Below are 20,664 nucleotides of genomic sequence, written 5' to 3' on the forward strand. Positions count from 1 at the left end.
AGATCACCCTAGCCCGGTCCCGTGCCGCCCTTCCCCCGCCGCGAACCGCGCCGCCCCCTCCCGCGCCCCGCGCGCCAGCGAGTCCGCCCCGTAGCGGTACTCGACGGCGAGCCCTTCCTCGACGCTGCGGCCGAGGCTGTCGTACACCGACAGCCGGTCGTTGCGCAGGCACGCCTGCGGCAGCGCGGCCAGCTCCGCGGCGAGCTCCTCCGCCGCCGCCCGCGCGGTGCCGGTGGGCACGACCCGGTCGGCGAGCCCGATCCGGTGCGCCTCCTCGGCGTCGACGCCGCGCCCGGTCAGGATCAGGTCGAGCGCCCGCCCCGCCCCGATGAGCCGGGGCAGCCGCACGGTACCGCCGTCGACGAGGGGGACACCCCAGCGCCGGCAGTACACCCCGAACACCGCGTCCCGCTCGACCACCCGCAGGTCGCACCAGATCGCCAGCTCCAGCCCGCCGGCCACCGCATGCCCGGCGACGGCCGCGATCACCGGCTTGGACAGCCGCATCCGGGTCGGCCCGAGCGGCCCGTCCCCGTCCGGCTCGACCCGGTTCGCCCGCCCGTCCGCCACGGCCTTGAGATCGGCGCCCGAACAGAACGTGCCCCCGGCCCCCCACAACACCGCCACGGCCGCGTCAGAATCGTCATCGAACGCCCGAAACGCCTCCGCCAACGCCTCAGCGGTGGCCCGATCCACGGCATTACGCGTCTCCGGCCGATCCAGCACGACGGTGTACACCGCCCCGCGGCGCTCCACTCGCACGGTCATACCGATAGTGTGGTCCCACGGTCGCGGCGGGCGCTTCTCCGCCCCATTCAAAAACCGACCGCAGGGTATGCAAATTGCAACAATCCCTTGTCATGGGGCGGTCGGTGATACGCCCCTCGGCCGCCTGACAACCAGCGATACGGCACTTTTATTCTTACATGAATGAATGGGCGATTGCACCGCCGACTCCGCGATAATGCAGGAAGGTGCCACACGCGAGGGGGCGGCATGTCGGCACGCAAGGTGATAGATCTCGACCGGTCGGTACGGCTGCTCGCCAGGCTGCTGCAGATCGCAGCGCTGCTTTCGGGCCTGGTGGCGGTCTTCTGCGTCGTCGCGCTATCGCCGAAATTGATCTCCTCGATGTACGAGGACAATCGAGACTGGAACCGCCTCGGAGACATCGGCCAGGCGTACGGTCCGGCTTCGGCATTGTTGTCGACCGCCGCCTTGATCGTTGTTGCGGCCTCGCTCGCCGTGCAGCGCAAGAACTTTCAGCGCGCATTGCGTGGTGAGTACCGCCGACTGAATCGGGACACCGTGCTGCTGTCGATGGCCGAGCCGGCATACGCCCAGTGCTGGGGGCCGCGCTTCGCGCCGCCCCACGTGGACGAGAGGCTGTTCTTTTATGCCGGTTTCGTGGTGCTGAACTGGTCCTTCTCCTGGGAGGACCGAATCCTCAACGAGCCGGAGCTACGGACGTTGCTGCGGACCTACTTCGACTCCGAGGTTCCGCGGATGTACTGGGAGCGGCACGGCGACTGGCACGATCCGAAACGGCGATGGCCGCGCCGTGAGCGATTCCGGGCCATCGTCAACGAGGAATACCTGCGGGCGATCAAGAACGGGCCGCCGGCTCGAGCCTATGAACCGATGGCGCCCGGTCGCACCCGGCTCGCCACGCCGAGAGACGATTGGTGACCTTCGAACGCGTCGTTCTTCAGCAGCGTGACGAACGACCGCCAGTCATCGGCGGCAAACGTCAGCGCCACGGCGGGGATGACCGAGTCACGCACCGATATCGACGGGCCGCGGTCGGAGAACTCGACGCAGTTGTGCTCACTGACGCAACGCGAAGCTCGGCGCCATGCCGAACGATCCGGACCCACAATGCTCCTCAACAATGGACGTCAGCCACCAGACCAGCACGGATACCTACAAAAGGCCCGAACCCGCACAATACGGACAGGCGGCGACGACTTTACGGCATCGAATCCGGGGAGCTACCGGAGGGGTTACCTCACGGCGAGTCGCCACCGTACTAAAGCGCGAACCCGTCTCGCGCTTCGCCCCCGCCCGATGGGGACACGTAGGATCCCGTCTATGGGATCGGAGGTGCGGTCGGGGACGTTCCCGTCAACGGCGGCATCGCAGGGGATTCAGGTGCGCCACCGGGTGTACTGCGAGGGCCGGCTGATGGCGTCCTGCCCGGTCGCCCGGTCGCCCGGTCCACCGACCCGCACGATGCCGCGGACGAGGATCCCGGGACGACCCACTTCGTGGTCGCCGAGGACGGGCGGGCGGTCGGGTCGATGCGGTTGATCGCCGGCATGGAGCACGGCCGGCGGTTCTGGGGCGGCTGGCCGGCGGAGCTCACCGGGCAGGTGTGGGAGGCCTCCCGGGTGTCGATGCTGCCCAGCCACCGGCGCCGGCCCGAGGTGCTGCTGCGGCTGCTCCTCGCGGCGGGGCGCGAGTCGCTGGAAGCGGGATGTGAGACCTGGATCGCGGTGCTGTCGCCGAACATGCTGAGCTCGCTCACCCGCCTCGGCATCCCCGCCGAGCTCCTCAACAACGCGGAGCCGATCGACTACTCGAGCGCGTCCGGAGTCCAGCTGCCGGCCGACGGCCGAACTTTGATCCCGGCCATCATCAGAGTTCGGGAGGCCTACCGACCGTTCGCGGCCGCGGAGGCGCCCGGGGCCGGCCGCCTTGGCAGTGCGGGCCGCGGGAGGGAGGGCTCGTGACCGAGTTCCACGACTGGGATGACATTCGCGCCGACCTGCAAGACGGCGACGATGAGGCGCTCGCCGCCGAACGGGCCCGCACCGAAGCGTGGGTCAACGCCTTCCATCTTGCCGAGGAGCGCAAGCGCCTGGGCCTGACGCAGCGGCAGGTGGCCGAGATCATGGCGTCTCGCCCGGCCGGGTGAGCCAGATCGAGAACGGCGATCTCGACGTCAACGAGGTCGCAACCCTGAGCCGGTACGCGCGGGCGCTGGGCGCCCGCATGCGGATCTCGGTTGAGCGCGGCATCGACCGTCATGGCGGTGATGCGTACTGCAGACAGTCACCAGGCCGTACCCGTAAGCATGGAAGTTGCGACGAATGAGCGATGACCGTTAGTGAAAGAACGGACATGTCGGATTCGTCCATCGACCGTGGAGACTACCGCTTGCCACAACCGGTACCTTCTTCGCATGGCCACGGTGCTACTCGTTGAGGACGATCACGTCGTGCGGGGCGCGCTGCTGCGCTCATTGACCGACCGGGGTCACACGGTGCACGCGGTCGGCACGGCTCTGGAGGCGCTGCGCCGCTTCGCCGCCGAGACGCCCGACCTGGTCGTGCTGGATCTCGGTCTGCCCGACCTCGATGGCGCGGACGCGCTGCGGATGCTGCGCGGCATCGCCGACACACCGATCATCATCGCCACCGCCCGCGACGACGAGGCGGAGATCGTCCGGCTGCTCAAGGCCGGCGCCGACGACTACATGATCAAGCCGTTCACCTCGGCCCACCTGGACGCCCGGATGACCTCCGTGCTGCGCCGCACGGGACGGGCGAGCCGCGAGGAACCCACCGCCATCGAGGTGGGAGGCTTGCGGGTGGACATCGGGCAGCGGCAGGCATACCTGCACGGCGAGCCGCTGACCCTGACCCGCAAGGAGTTCGACCTGCTGGCGTACCTCGCCGCCCGGCCCGGCCGGGTGGTCTCACGCCGTGAGCTGTTGGAGGAGGTATGGCGGCAACCCTCAGTGGGCGAGGACCAGACGATCGACGTGCATCTGTACTGGCTGCGCCGGAAGCTCGGCGAGAGCGCGTCGGCGCCCCGGTACCTGCACACCGTGCGGGGCGTGGGCTTCAGGTTCGCGGCGCCGGACTGAGGCGAACCCTCGCCTACGTCTCCGCGGCGGTCACCACGATGGTGGCCCTCGCCTTCCTGATCCCGCTCGGGCTCGTCGTCCAGCAGCTCGCCCGCGAGCGCGCGCTCGCCGACGCGGAACGCCAGACCGCCGTGGTCGTGGCGGTCCTCACCGTGACCACCGACCCGCTGAGCATCGAGCGCGCGGTCGCCAGCACCGGCGGGCCGGCGGTGACCCGCGTCTCCGTGCACAACCTCGGCGCCAACGGCACGGAGATCGGCTCCGGGCACGCCACCGGCGGCGACCTCGTGCGCGCCGCCGACCAGGCCGCGCCGCTCATCGCGGACGTGCCGGGCGGTCAGTCGTACCTCGAACCGGTCGACCTGGGCGCGGGGCACACCGCCGTGGTCGAGGTATTCATCCCCGACGCGGAGCTGGAGAGCGGGGTGGCCGGCGCCTGGTGGGCGCTCGCCGCGGTCGCGCTCGGCCTGATCATCGCCTCGGTCTGGGTCGCCGACCGGCTGGCCGCGAAGATCATCCTCTCCGCCCGGCAGCTGGCCGGGGCGGCGGGCGCGCTCAGCGAGGGGTACCTCGACGTGCGCATCGACCCGCAAGGCCCGCTGGAGCTGGCCGAGGCGAGCTCCGCGCTCAACGTGATGGCCGACCGGATCATGGCCCTGCTGTCCAACGAGCGCGAGCTGGTCGCCGACCTGTCGCACCGGCTGCGCACCCCGCTGACCGCGCTGCGCCTCGACGCCGAGACGCTGGACGACTCGCAGGACGCCGACCGCATCCGCGACGCGATCGCCGCGCTCGAGGTCGAGATCGACAAGCTGATCCGGGCGATGCGCGAGCCGATCGACGCCCACTCCCCCACGCCCGACCGCGGCGAGCGGGCCGACGGGGCGGCCGCCTCGACCGGCGAGGAGGGCTGCGACGTGGCGGAGGTCGTGCGGGACCGGATGATGTTCTGGTCGGCGGTCGCCGGCGACCAGGAGCGCGAGTGCAAGGCGATCGGCGTCGACCAGCCGGCCCCGGTCACCGTCCCCAAGAGCGAACTGGCCGCAGCCCTGGACGCGCTGATCGGCAACGTCATCCGGTACACCCCCCAGGGCGTGCCGTTCGAGGTCGCGGTGACCCGCCGGGAGGACGGCTACGTCGTCCTGCGCGTCGAGGACGGCGGGCCGGGCATCCCCGATCCGGAGCGGGCCATGCAGCGCGGCGAGAGCCAGCAGGGCTCCACCGGCCTCGGCCTGGACATCGTGCGGCGGGTCGCGGTGGCCGGCAACGGCACGGTCAACATCGGCCGGGGCGCCCTCGGCGGCGCCAGCGTGGCGGTCGTCATGGCCGACGCCGACCCGACGCCCAAGGAGACCCCGCCGCCGAGCCGCTGGCTGGTCGGCCGCCTGTCCCGCGAGCCCAACGAGCGCCGCCCCCGCCGCTGGCGATCCCCGGGCCGCTAGCCCGCCCGCGATAAGTCGGGCGCTGGCGCGCCACGACTTATCGGACATATCACGATTTATCGCTATCTGCTGGCGTGACGCGTAGGGCGGCCAGCAACTGATCATGATGGCCGATGCCAGGCGGCCGCCACGGCGGGTGAATGTCTCCGTGATCATGCCGCCCCGGTGGCCGCACCACGGGTTTGCCATGATCCCGGAGACTTCCGGTACACGGGTGTACATCAGCACTCCGTGATCATGAAAAACCGTTGGTGTCGGTGCCAGTTACGCATGATCGCGGAGACTTCCGGTCGCCGCGCCGTGCGGGCAGCGCAGATAGACGTGACTGAAAAAGCAGATGGCTCGGGTCCGCGTCACTTCCAGACCGTTGCTCCCGCCAGACACCGGTCGGGCCTGGCGGCCCTCCCTGCCGGGTCCGCGGTGCCAAGGGCCGCCGGTTATTTGTAAGAAGGTTGGCCATAGCGCGGGAACAAGAGTCGATTATTTGTGCCTTAACTGCGCTCATACGGCTGGAACGGACACCGCCACCTGGCTACCGTGAGCGCGTTCCCACGTGGACGACCGGCTCTCACCCGCCTTGCCACCCTCGAAGGCCGGCGTCCCGCGCGCGGCGGGGTCCAGTACCTCTGCCCTGTGCCGGCCCCCGCCGCGCGCTCCTTTCGGTCCCCCCTCCCCCGCTAGGAGTCGAGCGTGCCCGCGCGACCCGTGAAGTCCCGCCTGCTGCGCCGTGCCCTGACCGCCACCGCCGTCGTCGTGCTCGGCGCGGGCGCGGCGCTCGTCGGCCCCGGCGCCGTCGAGTCGCTGTTCCAGGAGCACGACCGCGGGCCGACGGCGATCGGCCGGGTGCCGGCCGACAATCCGGAGCAGGGTCTGGTGTACCAAGGGCTGACGCCCGCGAAACGGGGGGAGCCCTGCGTCGGCGGGTACGTGCTCACCGAACGCGACCAGTGCAGCCACGGCCCGGACGTCCCGCCGCCCGGCCTGAGCGTGCACACCGACGTCCAGCCGGTCGCCGCGGTGACCGAGCAGCCGGCCGTGGCCGACACGGACGCCGCCGCGGCCCCGCCGGAGCAGACGGTCCTCGCCGACGAGGGGGCGGCCGAGGGTGCTGACGGCGGGCTCGCGGTCGTGCCGGACGCGACGGGCGGTACCGCCGCCGCGACCGGCCCCGGCGGCGTGGTCTGCGACGGCGACGGCGTCGCCGGCAAGCGCGTGCAGGTGCTCTACGTGCGCGACGCGAACACGGCCAGCCGGTTCAGCCAGTACCTCGAGTCGTTCCGCACCTGGTCGGCTGGGGTCGACGCGATCTACAACGCGAGCGCGCAGGAGACCGGCGGCGAGCGGCACGTGCGGTTCGTGACCACCGCGGACTGCAAGGTCGACGTCCGCGAGGTCGAGCTGCCGGCCGGCGGCCTGGGCACGTTCGACGCGACGATCAACGGCCTGAAGAACCTGGGCTTCAACCGCACCGACCGCAAGTACATGATTTTCGGGGAATCCAAGGTGTACTGCGGCATCGGCACCTTCGCCGGTGACACGCAGCCGGGCGCGAACAACCGCAGCAACGGCGGCCCCGGCTACGGCCGCAGCGACTCGGGCTGCTGGGCGGCCAGCGTGGCCGCGCACGAACTGGGCCACAACCTCGGCGCCGTGAACAACAACGCGCCGAACTCCAGCAAGGCCGGGCACTGCCTCGATGAGTACGACATCATGTGCTACAACGACTCGGGCGGGCTCAAGACCGTCGTGAAGTGCGCCGACAAGTCGCACGAGGACCGCCTCGACTGCAACCACGACGACTACTACAACACCAACCCGAGCCCGGGCAGCTACCTCGCGACCAACTGGAACGTCGCCAACAACCAGTTCCTGATCGCCAGCGGTGGCTCGACCACCCCGCCGCCCTCGCCGACGGCCTCGGCCTCACCGTCGAAGCCCGCACCGTCGAAGACCAGCGCGCCGCCCTCGCCGACGCCGTCGCGCACGACGGCCTCGCCCAAGCCCTCCGCGTCGCGGTCGAGCGCCGGCCCGACCCCGACGAAGACGTCCACCGGCGGACCGAAGGAGCTGCGGACCAGTGCTGTCGATGCGACCTCTGTTCGTCTGTCCTGGGATCCGGCCGCGCCCGGCAGCCGATACGCCGTCGTGCTCGACGGCCGATCCATCGGCCGGGTCGCCACCACCAGCGTCCGGATCGTCGGCATGCGCCCCGACACCGACTATCAGATCGGGATTTCGCTCGCGCAGAACAGCGCCCTGACCCCCTGGACCGCCACGATCACCGTGCACACCCCCGCGGCGGCCGCCCCGGCCGCCGGCAGCTGGCTCGTGCTGGGCAACAGCCTGACCGGCACGGTGGCCGACGTGTTCGGCGCCCGGCGGGCAGCGGGCACGCCGATCGTGCTGTACGGTCAGCACGGCGGCGCCAACCAGCAGTGGCGGCTCGAGCAGGCCGGCACCGGTTACCTCGTGCGCTCCAAGGCGACCAACGAGTGCCTGACCACGACCGGCAACCGCGACACCGCCGGCGCGACGCTGGTGCAGGCCGACTGCGCGGCCGCCCTGCACTGGACGCTCGCCCGCACCGACTACGGCGTGGCCCTCGCCACGCCGGGCGGGCTGGTGGCCGGGGTGAGCAACAACGAGTTCTACGGCAGCCGGCTGCTCGCCCTGCAGAAGCCCGACGGCGCGCGGTACCAGAGCTGGATCTCGCTGCCGGCATGACCATCCGCCGACTGATCGGCCTGACGGCGACCGTCCTCGCGGCGGCCGCCGTCGCGGTCCTCGGCTTCGCCGGGCCGGCCCGCGCGCACGGCGCGGTCGTGCTGACCCTGCACGGCGACGGGCGCGGCTCGGTCTGGCTCACCGTGGTGTGGCAGGACGGGCATCCGGTCACCGAACCGGTCGGCATGACGATGCTGGCGACGTCGGACACCGGGCAGCGGGTGGGCCCGGTGGCGCTGAGGCGCAATGGCGACGCGTTGACGTACACCGGCACGCTGAGCCCCGGCGCCTGGACCGTCGTCGCCGACATGGGCACACCGGCGATCGGCCGCTGCCAGGGCCTGCTGCACGTGGCGCCCGGCGGCGCCAGTCCCGCCCCCGACGAGATCACCTGCGCGCCACCACCGCCCGCCGCACCACCGGCGCCCGCGCCCGCTCCACCGCCGTCGCTGACCTGGGTGTGGTACCTCGCGGGCTTCGCCGTCGCCGCCGCGATCGGCATCGGCATCTTCTTCCGCAAGCGCCGCTAATATCCACTTGACCGGTACAGTCGTGCCGGTCTACTGTACCGGTATAGGCCCGCTATACCGGTACAGTTGGAGGAGATCCGCATGAGCACGTTCCCGTTCGCCATGATCGTGTCGCAGACCGCGATGTCCGAGCAGTTCGGCTTCGAGCACGCCAGCGCACTGCCCCACGCTCCCGAGGTGGTGGACCCGCCGACCCGCACGCCGCGGTCCTACCGCGCCCGCACCGCCCTGGCCGCGACCCTGCGCCGCGCGGCGGAGGCGGTCGCCCCCGGGCCGCAGAGCCACCCGGCGAGTTAAGGTCACACTCGTATCGGGAGCATCAAGGAGTCGCGGTGGCGAGGGTTACTCTGCAGACGATCGCCGACCGGGTCGGCGTGAGCCGGATGACCGTCTCCAACGCGTTCTCCCGCCCCGACCAGCTCTCGCCCACGCTGCGCGACCGGATCCTGGCCGTCGCGGACGAGCTCGGCTACGTCGGGCCCGACCCGGCCGCCAGGGCCCTGGCCCGCGGCACCACGGGCGCCGTCGGCATCCTGCTCACCGAGTCGCTCAGCGGCGCCTTCGCCGACGAGGTCGCCACCACCTTCCTGGGCGCGATCGCCGACGAACTCGCCCCGACCGGCCTGGGCCTCACTCTGCTGAGCACCACCACGGCCGGCAGCGTCGTCCCGGCCCGCGACGTGGCCATGGACGGCGCCCTGGTCTACTCCTGCGACCCGGAGTCGACCGCCGTCGACTGGCTGCTGCGCCGCAAGATCCCCGTCGTCTTCATCGACCAGATCCCCGCCACCGGCGTCCCCGCCGTGAACGTCGCCGACCGCGCCGGCGCCCGCGCCGCCGCCCAGCACCTGGTCGACCTTGGCCACCGCCGCATCGGCATCGTGACCTCAGGCGTCCGCGGCCGCCACGGCCTGGTCAGCCCCGAGGACGTGGTCGACGGCTACGTGGGCGCCCAGCGACTGTCGGGCTGGCTCGACGCCCTGACCCCGGCCGGCATCACCCCGCCGATCGCCCGCCAGCCCCACGGCGACCCCGACGCCGGCTACGAGGGGGCCCGCCTGCTGCTCACCGCCGCCGAGCCCCCGACGGCCATCCTGTGCTTCTCGGACGCCCTGGCCCGGGGGGTACTGGCGGCCGCGCTCGACCTCGGCCTCGCGGTCCCGGACGACCTGTCGGTGGTCGGCTTCGACGACAGCCCGGCCGCGGCCCGGATGCGCCCACCGCTGACCACGGTCCGCCAGGACATCCACGCCAAGGGCCACGCGGCCGCGGCGTCCCTGACCCAGGCGATCGAGGCGGCCCGCACCGACACGCCGGGCCCGTCGGACCACCTGTGCCTGCCGGCCGAACTCATCGTCCGCGCCAGCACAGCCCCACCCCACCCCTGACCGCGCCACTACCCCGCCCGGCCCCGCCCCGCCCGGCCCGGCCCCGCCCCGCCCGGCCCGGCCCCGCCCCGCCCGGCCCCGCCCCGCCCGGCCCGGCCCCGCCCGGCCCAGCCACTGACCGGCCCCACCCGGCCACTGACCGGCGCCACTCGCGCCCTCGGCCACGACGCCGATCCAGCGGTGCCACCCCGCCCTCACGGCCCGCGCTTACCGCCGTCGGCACCCCGGCTCGCGCCATCCGCGGCGCCGGCCTTGGTCCGCCGACCGTGCCGCCTTTCGACGCAGCGCCGTCGGGCCACCCGACTGAAACTCTCCGCGATCATGCGTAGTCGCCACCCGTATCGCGCGTTTTCCATGATCGTGGAGTGTCTATGTACCCATAGGTACCATATGTCTCCGTGATCATGGAAAACCGGCCGCGCGCCAGCGGGAGTCGCATGATCACGGAGAGATTCGTTCGCTCCGCCATGCCCTGCGGAAGGGAATGCCCCACAACACGGAAAATGATGATAAGTCCGAAATATCCGGCGCCGAAGGCGCCGGATATTTCGGTTATTCCAGTATTAGTTGCTCGGCTGGATGTGGGGAGTGGTCACTGAACGGGATTGTTGACTTGCGGAATACTTGGTGGGCAAGTACGGTTTGAGGTGGGGACAACAGCCGTAACCGCAGCACCGGAGGCGTCACATGCCCGCGATCACCGTCGAAAACGTTCTCGCGCTGCCGCGCGTGGCCACGCCCGACCCCGTCGCGGCCCGGCCGCGGCCGGTGGTGTCCGTGACGACCGCGCCGAAGGGCTACGAGGGCGAGGGCTTCCCGGTCCGCCGGGCGTTCGCCGGCGTCGACCTGCGCGCGCTGGACCCGTTCATCCACATGGACCAGATGGGCGAGGTCGAATATGCCCCGGGCGAGCCGAAGGGCACCCCGTGGCATCCGCACCGCGGCTTCGAGACCGTCACCTACATCATCGACGGCGAGTTCGTGCACCACGACTCCAACGGCGGGGGCGGCGTCATCACCGACGGCGACACCCAGTGGATGACGGCCGGCAGCGGCATCCTGCACATCGAGACGCCGCCGGAGCACCTGGTGGTCAGCGGCGGGCTGTTCCACGGGTTCCAGCTGTGGGTCAACCTGCCCAAGGCCGACAAGTTCGCCGCCCCGCGCTACCAGGACATCCGCGGCGGCCAGGTCGCGCTGCTGACCTCGCCGGACGGCGGCTCGCTGCTGCGGGTCATCGCCGGCGAGCTCGACGGCCACGCCGGGCCCGGCATCACCTACACGCCGATCACCCTCGTGCACGCCACCATCTCCCCCGGCGCCTCGCTGACGCTGCCCTGGCGCAAGGACTTCAACGCATTGGCGTACACCTTGGCGGGCAAGGGCACCGTGGGCGCGAAGGGGCGCCCGGTCGAGCTGGGCCAGCTGGCCGTGTTCGGCGAGGGCGACACCGTCACCGTGACCGCCGACGCGAAGCAGCACCCGCGCCACCCCACGATGGATGTGCTCTTCCTCGGCGGTCAGCCGATCCGCGAGCCCGTCGTGGCGTATGGTCCGTTCGTCATGAACACCAAGGCCGAGGTCATGCAGGCGTTCGAGGACTACCAGGCCGGCCGGCTCGGCAGCATCCCCGCGGCGCACGCAGACGTGCGGGGAGAGGCGTCCTGAGTGGACTTCCAGGTCGTTGACAACACCGAGCAGCAGCGGTTCGAGATCCGGGTCGACGGCGAGCAGGCGGGGGCGGCGTATTACCGCCTCCACCCCGCCGAAGCCGGCGAGCCCGAGCGGATCGTGTTCACGCACACCGAGGTGGATCCGAAGTTCGAGGGCAAGGGCGTGGGCAGCCGGCTGGCCGGCGGCGCGCTGACTCTGGCCAAGGAAAGCGGGCTGCAGATCGTCGCGCAATGCCCATTCATCGCGGCGTACCTCAAACGCCACCCCGAAATGGCGTAGCTCAGGATTCGCCCCCGGCCGGCATCGGCAGGCGGATCCACACCGGATACTCCGGCAGCAGCCGGGCGAGGCGGGCCGCGATCGGCTCGAGCAGCGCGGCGCAGCGCTCGGTCGACGCCCGGCCGAGCGCGTGCCAGGGGCCCGCGGCGAGCTGATCGGTGGTTTCTTCGATGGTTCGGTACGCCGAGTTCGCCTTCTCCGTCGCCCCGCCCTCGCCGTCGAGGTAGCCGCGCTGGTGTAGCCGCAGCCGGGCGGCCTCCCACTGCTCGTCGTTCCAGCCGCGCGCGGGCTGCGCGGCCTCGCGCCCGCCGCCGACCAGCCCGATCCGCCACACCATCGACTCGCAGCCGTCCAGTCCCTCGACCAGCAGCGCCGCGACGTGGCCGTCGCCGCGGTGCTCGCGCAGGACGGTCGCGGCCTGCCACAGCACGTCCAGCGGGTCCTGCGGCCACGGGAGGGCGGCGTTGGCCGCGCCGAGCACCCTGCCGTACCCCTCGGCCTCCAAAGCGGCGGCCTTGAGCAGGCTCGCGGCCTCGTCGACGCCGCTCAGGCCGGCGGTCGCCTCGGCCAGCGCCCGGTGCGCGCCCAGCCGGCGGGCCTCGAGTGCCCCCTCCGGACTGACCCTGGTCCAGACGTCCGGCAGCGCGCGGGTGACCATGGCCGGCGCGAACCCGTAGAACGCCGCGATGACCGGCGCGGGGTTGACGGCGCCGAGCGGGGCGCTGCGGCCGGCGAAGTACCCCCGCCAATAACCGCGCAGACCCGCCTCCTCGAACGCCTGGCGGGCGGCCGGGGCGAAGTAGGTGACCGCGTGCACGGGCTCGAACAGCGACCACATGCGCCGTTCGGTCGACAGCTCAGTCATGCAGCGACCTTAAAACGTGCGCACGGCGCGCGGTGTGGTCCCCCTCACAGAAAAGGTGTACGGAACCGTTTCGTTCCGCTCCCGGGGCGAGCTAGGTTTCGAGACGGAACCGTTCCGTACACCTGCCGCAGGGGAGATCACCATGGCGACGGCGACGAAGCCGGACCGCCGCGAGGCGATCTGCGAAGCGGTGTTCGAGCTGCTCAGCGAGGTGGGCTACGACCGGATGTCGATGGACGCCGTGGCGGCGCGGGCCCGCGCCAGCAAGGCGACCATCTACCGGGGCTGGCCCAGCAAGCCCGAGCTGGTGATGGACGCGATCGAGCACCGCTTCGGCGGCCCGGCCGAACCACCCGACACCGGCTCACTGCGCGGCGATCTCCACGCCCACGTGTCCACCGTCTGCAAGGTCGCCGACGGGGCCGACGGGGCGATCATCACCGGCCTGCTGACGGCGTGCGCGCACAACGCGGAGCTGTCCGAGGTCATGTACCGCTGCGTCTACGAGACCAAGCACCAGCTGTACGAATCGATGATCAAGCGTGCGGTCGAGCGCGGTGAGATGCCCGAAGGGTCCAGCGCCGAGCCGGTGCACGAGGTGTTGCAGGCCATGGTGCTGAGCCGGCGGCTGTGGCAGACCGGCCCGTTCGACGAGGCGTTCGTCAACCGGATGGTCGACCGGATCCTGCTGCCGATCCTGCGCCAGGACGGCTGAGCGCCTTCTTCCCAAAAATTGTCGTACCCCGTCCGTAGTCTCTGCGGACGGAGGCTCCCACCTGCCCAGGAGGCTGGCTCATGGCGAACGACGCGGTCGTCGCACCCGACATATCGGTTAAATCATCTTCTGCGGTGCCGCCCGATCCACGACGCTGGCTCGCCCTCGCCGTCATCGCGGTGGCGCAGCTCATGGTGGTGCTCGACGCCACGATCGTGAACATCGCGCTGCCCTCGGCCCAGCAGGCGCTGCACATCTCCACCGCCGACCGGCAGTGGATCGTCACCGCCTACACGCTCACCTTCGGCGGCCTGCTGCTGTTCGGCGGGCGCATCGCCGACTACTTCGGCCGCAAGCGCACGTTCCTCATCGGCCTGCTCGGCTTCGCCGGCGCCTCGGCGCTGGGCGGCGCCGCGGTCAACGCGGGCACCCTGTTCGCCGCCCGCGGCCTGCAGGGTCTCTTCGGCGCCCTGCTCGCCCCGGCCGCGCTGTCGCTGATCACGGTCACGTTCACCGAGCCCCGGGAGCGCGCGCAGGCGTTCGGCGTGTTCGGCGGCATCTCCGGCGGCGGCGCCGCGATCGGCCTGCTCGCCGGCGGTGTGCTGACCGAGTATGCGGACTGGCGCTGGTGCCTGCTGGTCAACATCCCGATCGCGGTCCTCGCGTTCGTCGCGGCGATCCCGCTGGTCCGGGAGAGCAAGGCCCACGGCGACACGCGCTACGACATCCCGGGTGCGGTGCTGGCCACGGCCGGGCAGGTCGCGCTGGTCTACGGCTTCACGAAGGCGGCCACCGACGGCTGGAGCTCGGCGGTCACCATCGGCTGGCTGGCCTCGGCGGTCGTCCTGCTGGGCGCGTTCCTGTTCTGGGAGTCGCGCACCAGCCATCCGCTGCTGCCGCTGCGCGTGCTGTTCGACCGCAACCGCGGCGCGTCGTACATTGTCTCGATCATGATCGGCGCCGGTCTGCTCGGCATGTTCCTGTTCATGACGTTCTACCTGCAGCAGACCCTCGGCTGGTCGGCGCTGAAGAGCGGCGTGGCCTACATGCCCTTCTCCGGCGGCATCATCGCGGCCGCGGTCGTGGCCTCCCGGCTGCTGCCCCGCACCGGCGCCAAGGCGCTGATGACGGTCGGCGGCGTGCTCGCCACCGCGTCGATGATCTGGCTGACCCGGCTCGACCTCGACTCGTCCTACGCGACGGCCATCCTGCCCTCGTTCATCGCGATGAGCTTCGGAATGGGCCTGGTCTTCGTCCCGCTCAGCAGCCTGGCCCTCTCCGGCGTGGCCAACCACGACGCGGGCGTGGCCAGCGCGATGGTCAACACGACCCAGCAGGTCGGCGGCTCCCTCGGCACGGCATTGCTCAACACCATCTTCACCACGGCCGTGGCCGGCTACATCACCGACCATGCCGCCCGGGCCTCGGAAAGCCCGGGCGCGGCCCAGCTGCTGCAGGCCCACGCCGCGATCCACGGCTACAACGTGGCCTTCACGGCCAGCGCCATCCTGCTGGCCGTCGCCACCGTCGTGGTCATCGTCATGGTCCGCAATTCGTCCGCGGACCGCGCCACTCAGCCCGCGACCGACGCCGCCCCGGCCCACTTCGGCTGACCGCCTCCCACCGCCTCCCGACAAGGCGGAGCCATCCACCGGAGCCGCCCGGGCGTGTGTGCTACCACACGCCCGGGCCGCGCCACTTCCGGGCCGCGCCACTTCCGGCCCGCGCCACTTCCGGGCCGCGCCACCCCCGGCCCGCGCCGCTTCCGGGCCGCGCCGCTTCCGGGGGCGGAGTCACGTCCGCTGGGGTGGTGTTTGAGGTGGCCAGCGATTGATCGTGTTGGTTGCTGTGTTGCTGTGAGGCGGCGGCCGGTTCGATGGTGGCGGTGCTCGGCACACGTAGGTGACCATGGGCGTGCCGGCCACGGACCGGCAGCGGCGCGGCCGTGGTGCTCCGCGTGCGGCCAAACGTGGCCGGCCGGCAGCCACCGCGCTGCGCCCGCACCCCCACCGGCCGGCGCCGCCTGGGAATCGGCGCCGCTGCCGCCAGCGGCCGCGACGCCCGGCCTGCGCGTTCCACCCGCCCGGGGGATCCCGTCCCACAGTTCGGGCGCTGCACGCCGCGAAGCATGGCGCAGCGACCGGAAGTCTCCGCGATCATGCGCAACCGGCATCGACACCAACGGTTTTTCATGATCGCGGAGTGCTGATGTACCCCCGTGTACCACAAGTCTCCGGGATCATGGCAAACCCGGTGTGCGGTCACCGCGGCGTCATGATCACGGAGACATTCGTCCGTCCGGCCGCGCAGATCGGCTGCTGCGCTAAAGCTGTCCCGCCCCCGCGTCACCCGGGCCCGCTCCTCGTGCTCTCCCGCGCGGACCGACGTGCCTCGCGCTCCCTCGCGCCACGTTGGACGCTTGGCCGCCGGCGTGCGCCGAGGTTCCGTCTGGCTACAGAACGGTGATGCGGTGCCGATGTGACGGTCACGTACGAATCGGGGCGTAGGGAGCTGCGAACATGCCCGGAGTGCTGTCCTGGCTGATGCCGAAGGTCACGCTCAGCGATGCGGCGTTCCGGTCGCGGCACCGGGCGCTGACGGTCGTGTTGTGGCTGCACCTGCCCGTGCTGGTGGTGATCAGCCTGGTCAACGGGCACGACGTGGCCGGGGAGCATGCGCACGCGGCGGCCTGGCTGGTCTGGTCGTTCAACGCGGGGGTACTGCTCAGCGCCATGGCCGCCGGCATGGCCCGCAGCCGGCGCGGCGGCTCGATCGCGGTCACCGTCGGGCTGCTGCTGGCCGCGATGGCGCTGGTCCACGCCGGAAACGGGCTGACCGACCTGCACTTCCACTTCTTCGTGGTGATCGGGCTGGTCAGCCTGTACCAGGACTGGATCGCCCTGTGCCTGGGCGTGCTGCTGGTCGCCGCGCACCATCTGGTGGTCGCGCTGAGCATGCCGGACATGCTGTTCTCCAGCCCCCAGGCGCGCAATCACCCCATCCTGTTCGTGCTGCTGCACGCCGGGTTCGTGCTGGCGATGTGCCTGACGCAGCTGACGTACTGGCGCTTCGCCGCCACCGCCGAGGCGGAGTCCGAAGCGCAGCAGCAGCGCCTGGCCGCGGAGAACCAGGACCAGTTGCGCGCCGCCGCCGAGTCCGCGAACCGGCGTGAGGGCGACGCCGCGCGCAACGCCGCCGAGCAGGTGGCGCGCAGCGAGGAGCTGGGGCGACGGCTGGAGACGGTGCTCGCCGAGGTGGCCGACGCCGGGGTACGCCTGGGCGCGGAAGCCGGCTCGGCGATGGAGTCGTTCCAGTCGGCGCTGGCCGGGATGAACACCACCGTGCAGGGCACCGTCCGCGACATCGAGGCCGCGCTGCACGACTCCGGCCACGCACGGGGCGTCATCGGCGAACTGGAGTCCGCGATCTCCGACATCGCCACCGTCGCCGGGCTGATCCAGGCGGTCGCCGACCAGACCAAGCTGCTCGCCCTCAACGCCACCATCGAGGCCGCCCGGGCCGGCGAGGCCGGCAAGGGCTTCGGCGTGGTCGCGAGCGAGGTGAAGGACCTCGCCGCGCAGACCGCCGCGGCCACCGCCCGGATCGAGACCACCGTCGGCCAGGTGACCGCAGGCGCCGCTGCGGCGGCCGCGGCCGTGGGTGGGGTGGCGGACCGGCTCGAGACCGTGGCCAGCGCCCAGCGCGGCGTGGCCACCTCCCTCAACGAACAGACCGATCTGGCCGCCACCACCCGCGGCTCGGTCGCCGCGGCCGCGGGCAAGGTCAGCGCGACCGCCCGTCGCTCCTGACGCCGCGCCCTTCGCACGGCTGTACCGCTCGCGCTCGGGTTGCTTTACCGGCAACCTGCCGCCGCACCGCCTGGCCCTGCACGAAACGACCAACCGGACGAAGCCGATGAGGCCGACGAAGCGGGCATTGCCCAGACCCCGGCATGGGTGGCGTCGTCCCAGGCCCCGGCGTGGGTGGTGTGGGTGTGCGTAGCGTCGGCGGGGCCGGCCCGGGCTACGCGGACGGCGTGGGGCCGCGGGCGGGGCGGCGCGGGCTCTACGCGGACTCGGCCGGTGGGCTCTACGCGGACTCGGCCGGCGTGGGCTACGCGGACGCGGCCGGCGTGGGTGGCGCGGGCGGGGCCGGTGCGGGGGATTCGGCGGGCGGAGTGGAGGTCGGGGCCGGGGTCGGGGCGTGGGTGCGGAAGGACGGGGCCAGGATCACGATGCCGGCGGCCAGAACGGCTGGTACCACGAAGGCCCAACGCAGCGACAGGGTTTCCGCCACCGCGCCGATGAGGCCGGCGCCGACCACGAAGCCGACGTAGTTGAACAGGTTGACGCGGGCGATCGCGATGCCCGTGCCGGCCGGGTCCAGGCGGCCGGCGGCGGAGAACGACTGCGGGACCACCAGCGACAGGCCGAGGCCGACGATGGCGAAGCCGGCGATGCTCATGGCCGGCGTGCCGGAGGCGGCGACCAGGAGCAGGCCCAGGCCGCCGACGACGCCGCCGATGCTCACCGCGGCGGTAGGGCTGAAGCGGCTCACCAGGCGGTCGCCGGCCGTGCGGCCCAGCAGCATCGTGGTCTGGTAGGCGGCCAGGCCCAGCGCGGCGACGCTCGTGCCGGCGTGCAGGACCTTCTCGATGAAGACCGAGCTCCAGTTCGACACCGCGGAGTCGGCGATGAACATCAGCATCATCGCGACGCCGACCAGGATGACCGGGCGCCAGGGGATGCGGGCCTCGATCGCCGCCTCCGTGGCGGCGGGTGCCTCCACGGCCTCCTCGGCGCGGCGCAGCTGGCCGGGGCCCGCGATGACCGCCAGCACGGCACCCACCCCGGCGACCGTGCCCAGCGAGGCCGCGACCGACCAGCCGAGGTGCGCGGTGCCGGAGGTGGCCAGCGCACCGAGGATCGCGCCGGCGCTCCACACGGCGTGGAACGAGTTGAGCACCGGCCGGCCGTAGCGGCGCTCGACCGCGACGCCCTGCATGTTCATGGTCGCGTCGACGGTGCCGACGGCCAGGCCGACGAACGTGACGGCGAGGTACAGCTGCCAGCGGTGCGCGGCGAAGCCGGTCAGCAGGATCGCCAGGGCGACGGCCGGGCCGCCCGTGCGGAGCACCGGCGAGCTGCCGAGCCGGGCGCTGAACAGGCCGGCCAGCACGCTGCCGACGCCGGCGACGACCGGCAGGGCGAGCAGGAGCAGCGACAGCTGGGTGTCGTCGAAGCCGAACTTGCGCTGCAGCGTGGCGACCTGGGTCAGCAGGCCGGCGAAGCAGAAGCCCTGCACGAAGTACGCGCCGGCGACGGCGACGCGGGCCCGGCGGTCACGCTGATCCACGGCCGGCTCCTCGAAGAAAGGTGTGTAAAGAGAAGTGAAATTATTTCGGAGCATTGTCGACCCGGCCACGGAACGCAAGTGCACCGCACCGCGCGCCCGCGCCACACCCCGAGCCGCCCCAGGCCACCGCGCACTCCGACCACCGCGCGGCGCCTGGGCCACCGTTGGCTTCGCGCCACACCGCGCCGAGACCACGGCGCACTCGGACTGCCGTGTGCACCCTGCCACCCGCCGGACTTCGGGGCCACCGCGCGGTGTCCAGGTCGCCGCGCACACCCGCCACCGCGCACTCGGGCCACCGCGCACTCGGGCCACCGCGCACTCGGGCCACCACGCACTCGGGCCACCACGCACTCGGGCCACCGCGCGGCGCCCGAGGCCACCGCGCGGCGAGCACGGTCCAAGCGCGCGGCTGCGCGGCGGCGGCGACCGGGTGTGCGTGGCGGTGTCTACTCGGGAGCGGGCGCGGTGATCGCCGGGGCGTCGAGCAGAACGGTCAGCAGGTCCCGCAGAATGTCGATACCGTGCTGGCTGAGCACCGACTCCGGGTGGAACTGCACGCTTGCGAAGGTTCTGCCGCGCAGGGCGTGGACGTCGCCGTTCGCGGGGTCGCGGGCGACGTCGACGGGGCCGTAAGATGAGTGCAGCACGGCGGCGGCGTGCGTGGCGGTGAAGGTCGAGTAGAAACCGACCGTTGCCGGGTGGCCAAACAGGTCGATGTTGCGTTGCATGCCCTGATAGGGCGATGCCTTGCGGCGCAGCGGGAGGCCGAGCAGTCCGGCGAGCAGTTGGTGGCTGAGGCAGACGGCGAGCATCGGCGCGCCGGCGTCAAGGCGGTCGGCGATGATGCCGCGCATGCGGGCCATCTTCGGGTCGTCCAGGCGGCGCGGGTCGCCGGGGCCGGGCCCGGGGATCACCAGATCGACATTGCCGATGTCGATGTGGGAGTCGTGCCTGACGAGCGAGGTCGACAGGCCCAGCACCCGCAACTGGTGCACCAGCATGCCGGTGAACGTGTCCTCGGCGTCGATGACGAGCGCGCGCCGGCCCACGAGCGCCGGGTCGGCGGCCAGGCCATCGCGCGGCCGCAGCCAGAACGGCGCCAGCGTCGCGTTGCGCGCCACCAGCGCGGCCTGCACCTCGGGATCACCGCCCAGCCGCACGTCCGGCGACCCGGCCCCGCCCGCCGGCCGCCCGGCCGCCGCGCCAACAGCTTGCGCCGCCTGCCCGGTCGACGCCGCAACATCCCGCGCCAGCCCCCCAGCCGGCCCGGCGATGGCGCCTGCCGGCCGCGCGGCCGACGCCGCGACAGCGCCCGTCGACTGCGGGATCGGCCCGGCGATGGCGCCTGCCGGCCGCGCGGCCGACGCCGCGACAGCGCCCGTCGACTGCGGGATCGGCCCGGCGATGGCGCCTGCCGGCCGCGCGGCCGACGCCGCGACAGCGCCTGTCGACTGCGGGATCGGCGCGGCGATGGCGCCTGCCGGTGGCGCGGTCGACGCCGCGACAGCGGCTGCCGGCTGCGGGATCGGCGCGGTGGCGCCCGCCGGGCGCGCGGTCCGCGCAGCGAGAGCATCGGCCGAGGGAACGGCCCGCGACCCGGCATTGCCCACCGGCTGCGCGGCCGGCACGGCGATGGCGCCTGCCGATGGCGCGGTCGGCGCCGCGGCTGCGTCCGTTGACTGCGGGTGAGGTGCGACGGCGCTGACCGGGCGCACGGTCCGCGCGCCAAGGAGGTCGGACCGGGGACCGGCGCCGCTCGCCGGCTGCGTGGCGACGGCGCTCACCGGGCGCATGGTCCGCGCGCCGAGGAGGTCGGGC

Annotated in this window: 20 protein-coding genes; 15 read left to right on the forward strand and 5 right to left on the reverse strand. The window is 72.3% G+C overall.

The features are described 5' to 3' along the window. Positions 1 to 3: 3 nt before the first annotated feature. Positions 4 to 768, reverse strand: coding sequence for a crotonase/enoyl-CoA hydratase family protein (locus ACQPXD_RS41570; protein WP_432828094.1), 765 nt, complete (start codon positions 766 to 768; stop codon positions 4 to 6). A 228-nt stretch (positions 769 to 996) separates the two neighbouring features. On the opposite strand from ACQPXD_RS41570, the gene ACQPXD_RS41575 reads away from it, so the two are divergent. Next, complete coding sequence (locus tag ACQPXD_RS41575; protein ID WP_432828096.1) at positions 997 to 1,689, forward strand: DUF6082 family protein; 693 nt, start codon at positions 997 to 999, stop codon at positions 1,687 to 1,689. On the opposite strand, the gene ACQPXD_RS41580 is transcribed toward ACQPXD_RS41575, so the two are convergent. Further along, the gene (locus ACQPXD_RS41580) at positions 1,632 to 1,877 is read right to left on the reverse strand and encodes a DUF397 domain-containing protein (RefSeq protein ID WP_432828098.1); all 246 of its coding nucleotides are present in this window, start codon (positions 1,875 to 1,877) and stop codon (positions 1,632 to 1,634) included. The genes ACQPXD_RS41575 and ACQPXD_RS41580 overlap by 58 nt on opposite strands. Before the next feature lie 390 nt (positions 1,878 to 2,267). On the opposite strand from ACQPXD_RS41580, the gene ACQPXD_RS41585 reads away from it, so the two are divergent. The 11 genes from ACQPXD_RS41585 to ACQPXD_RS41635 all read left to right on the forward strand — a co-directional run bounded on the left by ACQPXD_RS41585 (position 2,268) and on the right by ACQPXD_RS41635 (position 11,908). Further along, positions 2,268 to 2,732, forward strand: a complete 465-nt coding sequence (locus tag ACQPXD_RS41585) for a hypothetical protein (RefSeq protein WP_432828100.1) — start codon at positions 2,268 to 2,270, stop codon at positions 2,730 to 2,732. Beyond that, positions 2,729 to 2,917, forward strand: coding sequence for a hypothetical protein (locus ACQPXD_RS41590; protein WP_432828102.1), 189 nt, complete (start codon positions 2,729 to 2,731; stop codon positions 2,915 to 2,917). Before ACQPXD_RS41585 ends, ACQPXD_RS41590 begins: the two co-directional genes overlap by 4 nt. Continuing rightward, a complete protein-coding gene (locus tag ACQPXD_RS41595; RefSeq protein ID WP_432828104.1) occupies positions 2,914 to 3,096 on the forward strand; it encodes a hypothetical protein in 183 nt (60 codons plus the stop codon). Before ACQPXD_RS41590 ends, ACQPXD_RS41595 begins: the two co-directional genes overlap by 4 nt. Positions 3,097 to 3,184: 88 nt before the next feature. Next, positions 3,185 to 3,871 carry a response regulator transcription factor gene (locus tag ACQPXD_RS41600; RefSeq protein ID WP_344620299.1) on the forward strand — a complete coding sequence of 229 codons (687 nt, stop codon included), beginning with the start codon at positions 3,185 to 3,187 and terminating at the stop codon, positions 3,869 to 3,871. A 38-nt stretch (positions 3,872 to 3,909) separates the two neighbouring features. Next, a complete protein-coding gene (locus ACQPXD_RS41605; RefSeq protein WP_432828106.1) occupies positions 3,910 to 5,313 on the forward strand; it encodes an ATP-binding protein in 1,404 nt (467 codons plus the stop codon). Positions 5,314 to 6,003: 690 nt separating this feature from the next. Then, positions 6,004 to 8,037, forward strand: coding sequence for an RICIN domain-containing protein (locus tag ACQPXD_RS41610; RefSeq protein ID WP_432828108.1), 2,034 nt, complete (start codon positions 6,004 to 6,006; stop codon positions 8,035 to 8,037). Then, a complete protein-coding gene (locus ACQPXD_RS41615) occupies positions 8,034 to 8,567 on the forward strand; it encodes a hypothetical protein (protein ID WP_432828110.1) in 534 nt (177 codons plus the stop codon). Before ACQPXD_RS41610 ends, ACQPXD_RS41615 begins: the two co-directional genes overlap by 4 nt. Positions 8,568 to 8,648: 81 nt before the next feature. Beyond that, positions 8,649 to 8,864 (forward strand): hypothetical protein, encoded by a 216-nt coding sequence (locus tag ACQPXD_RS41620; protein WP_432828112.1) that lies wholly within the window; start codon positions 8,649 to 8,651, stop codon positions 8,862 to 8,864. Between the two features lie 35 nt (positions 8,865 to 8,899). After that, entirely contained in the window at positions 8,900 to 9,955 is a 1,056-nt protein-coding gene (locus ACQPXD_RS41625; protein WP_432828114.1) for a LacI family DNA-binding transcriptional regulator, read from the forward strand. Between the two features lie 687 nt (positions 9,956 to 10,642). After that, positions 10,643 to 11,623 (forward strand): pirin family protein, encoded by a 981-nt coding sequence (locus ACQPXD_RS41630; protein WP_432828116.1) that lies wholly within the window; start codon positions 10,643 to 10,645, stop codon positions 11,621 to 11,623. After that, entirely contained in the window at positions 11,624 to 11,908 is a 285-nt protein-coding gene (locus ACQPXD_RS41635; protein WP_432828118.1) for a GNAT family N-acetyltransferase, read from the forward strand. 1 nt (position 11,909) lies between these two features. On the opposite strand, the gene ACQPXD_RS41640 is transcribed toward ACQPXD_RS41635, so the two are convergent. Then, positions 11,910 to 12,773, reverse strand: a complete 864-nt coding sequence (locus ACQPXD_RS41640; protein WP_432828120.1) for an SCO6745 family protein — start codon at positions 12,771 to 12,773, stop codon at positions 11,910 to 11,912. Positions 12,774 to 12,915: 142 nt separating this feature from the next. Between ACQPXD_RS41640 and ACQPXD_RS41645 the strand changes: the two genes are divergently transcribed. From ACQPXD_RS41645 to ACQPXD_RS41655, 3 genes are all read left to right on the forward strand, one after another. Then, a complete protein-coding gene (locus ACQPXD_RS41645) occupies positions 12,916 to 13,488 on the forward strand; it encodes a TetR/AcrR family transcriptional regulator (RefSeq protein ID WP_432828122.1) in 573 nt (190 codons plus the stop codon). A gap of 134 nt (positions 13,489 to 13,622) precedes the next feature. Beyond that, on the forward strand, positions 13,623 to 15,101 hold the full coding sequence (locus ACQPXD_RS41650; RefSeq protein ID WP_432828124.1) for an MFS transporter: 1,479 nt from the start codon (positions 13,623 to 13,625) through the stop codon (positions 15,099 to 15,101). Positions 15,102 to 16,007: 906 nt separating this feature from the next. Continuing rightward, complete coding sequence (locus ACQPXD_RS41655) at positions 16,008 to 17,297, forward strand: methyl-accepting chemotaxis protein (protein ID WP_432828126.1); 1,290 nt, start codon at positions 16,008 to 16,010, stop codon at positions 17,295 to 17,297. A gap of 304 nt (positions 17,298 to 17,601) precedes the next feature. On the opposite strand, the gene ACQPXD_RS41660 is transcribed toward ACQPXD_RS41655, so the two are convergent. Both ACQPXD_RS41660 and ACQPXD_RS41665 read right to left on the reverse strand, forming a co-directional pair. Beyond that, a complete protein-coding gene (locus ACQPXD_RS41660) occupies positions 17,602 to 18,843 on the reverse strand; it encodes an MFS transporter (protein ID WP_432828128.1) in 1,242 nt (413 codons plus the stop codon). 449 nt (positions 18,844 to 19,292) lie between these two features. Continuing rightward, the gene (locus ACQPXD_RS41665) at positions 19,293 to 20,639 is read right to left on the reverse strand and encodes an aminodeoxychorismate/anthranilate synthase component II (protein ID WP_432844148.1); all 1,347 of its coding nucleotides are present in this window, start codon (positions 20,637 to 20,639) and stop codon (positions 19,293 to 19,295) included. Positions 20,640 to 20,664: the final 25 nt, after the last annotated feature.

The sequence above is a fragment of the Dactylosporangium sp. CA-092794 genome (assembly GCF_050948465.1).
GTDB lineage: Bacteria > Actinomycetota > Actinomycetes > Mycobacteriales > Micromonosporaceae > Dactylosporangium.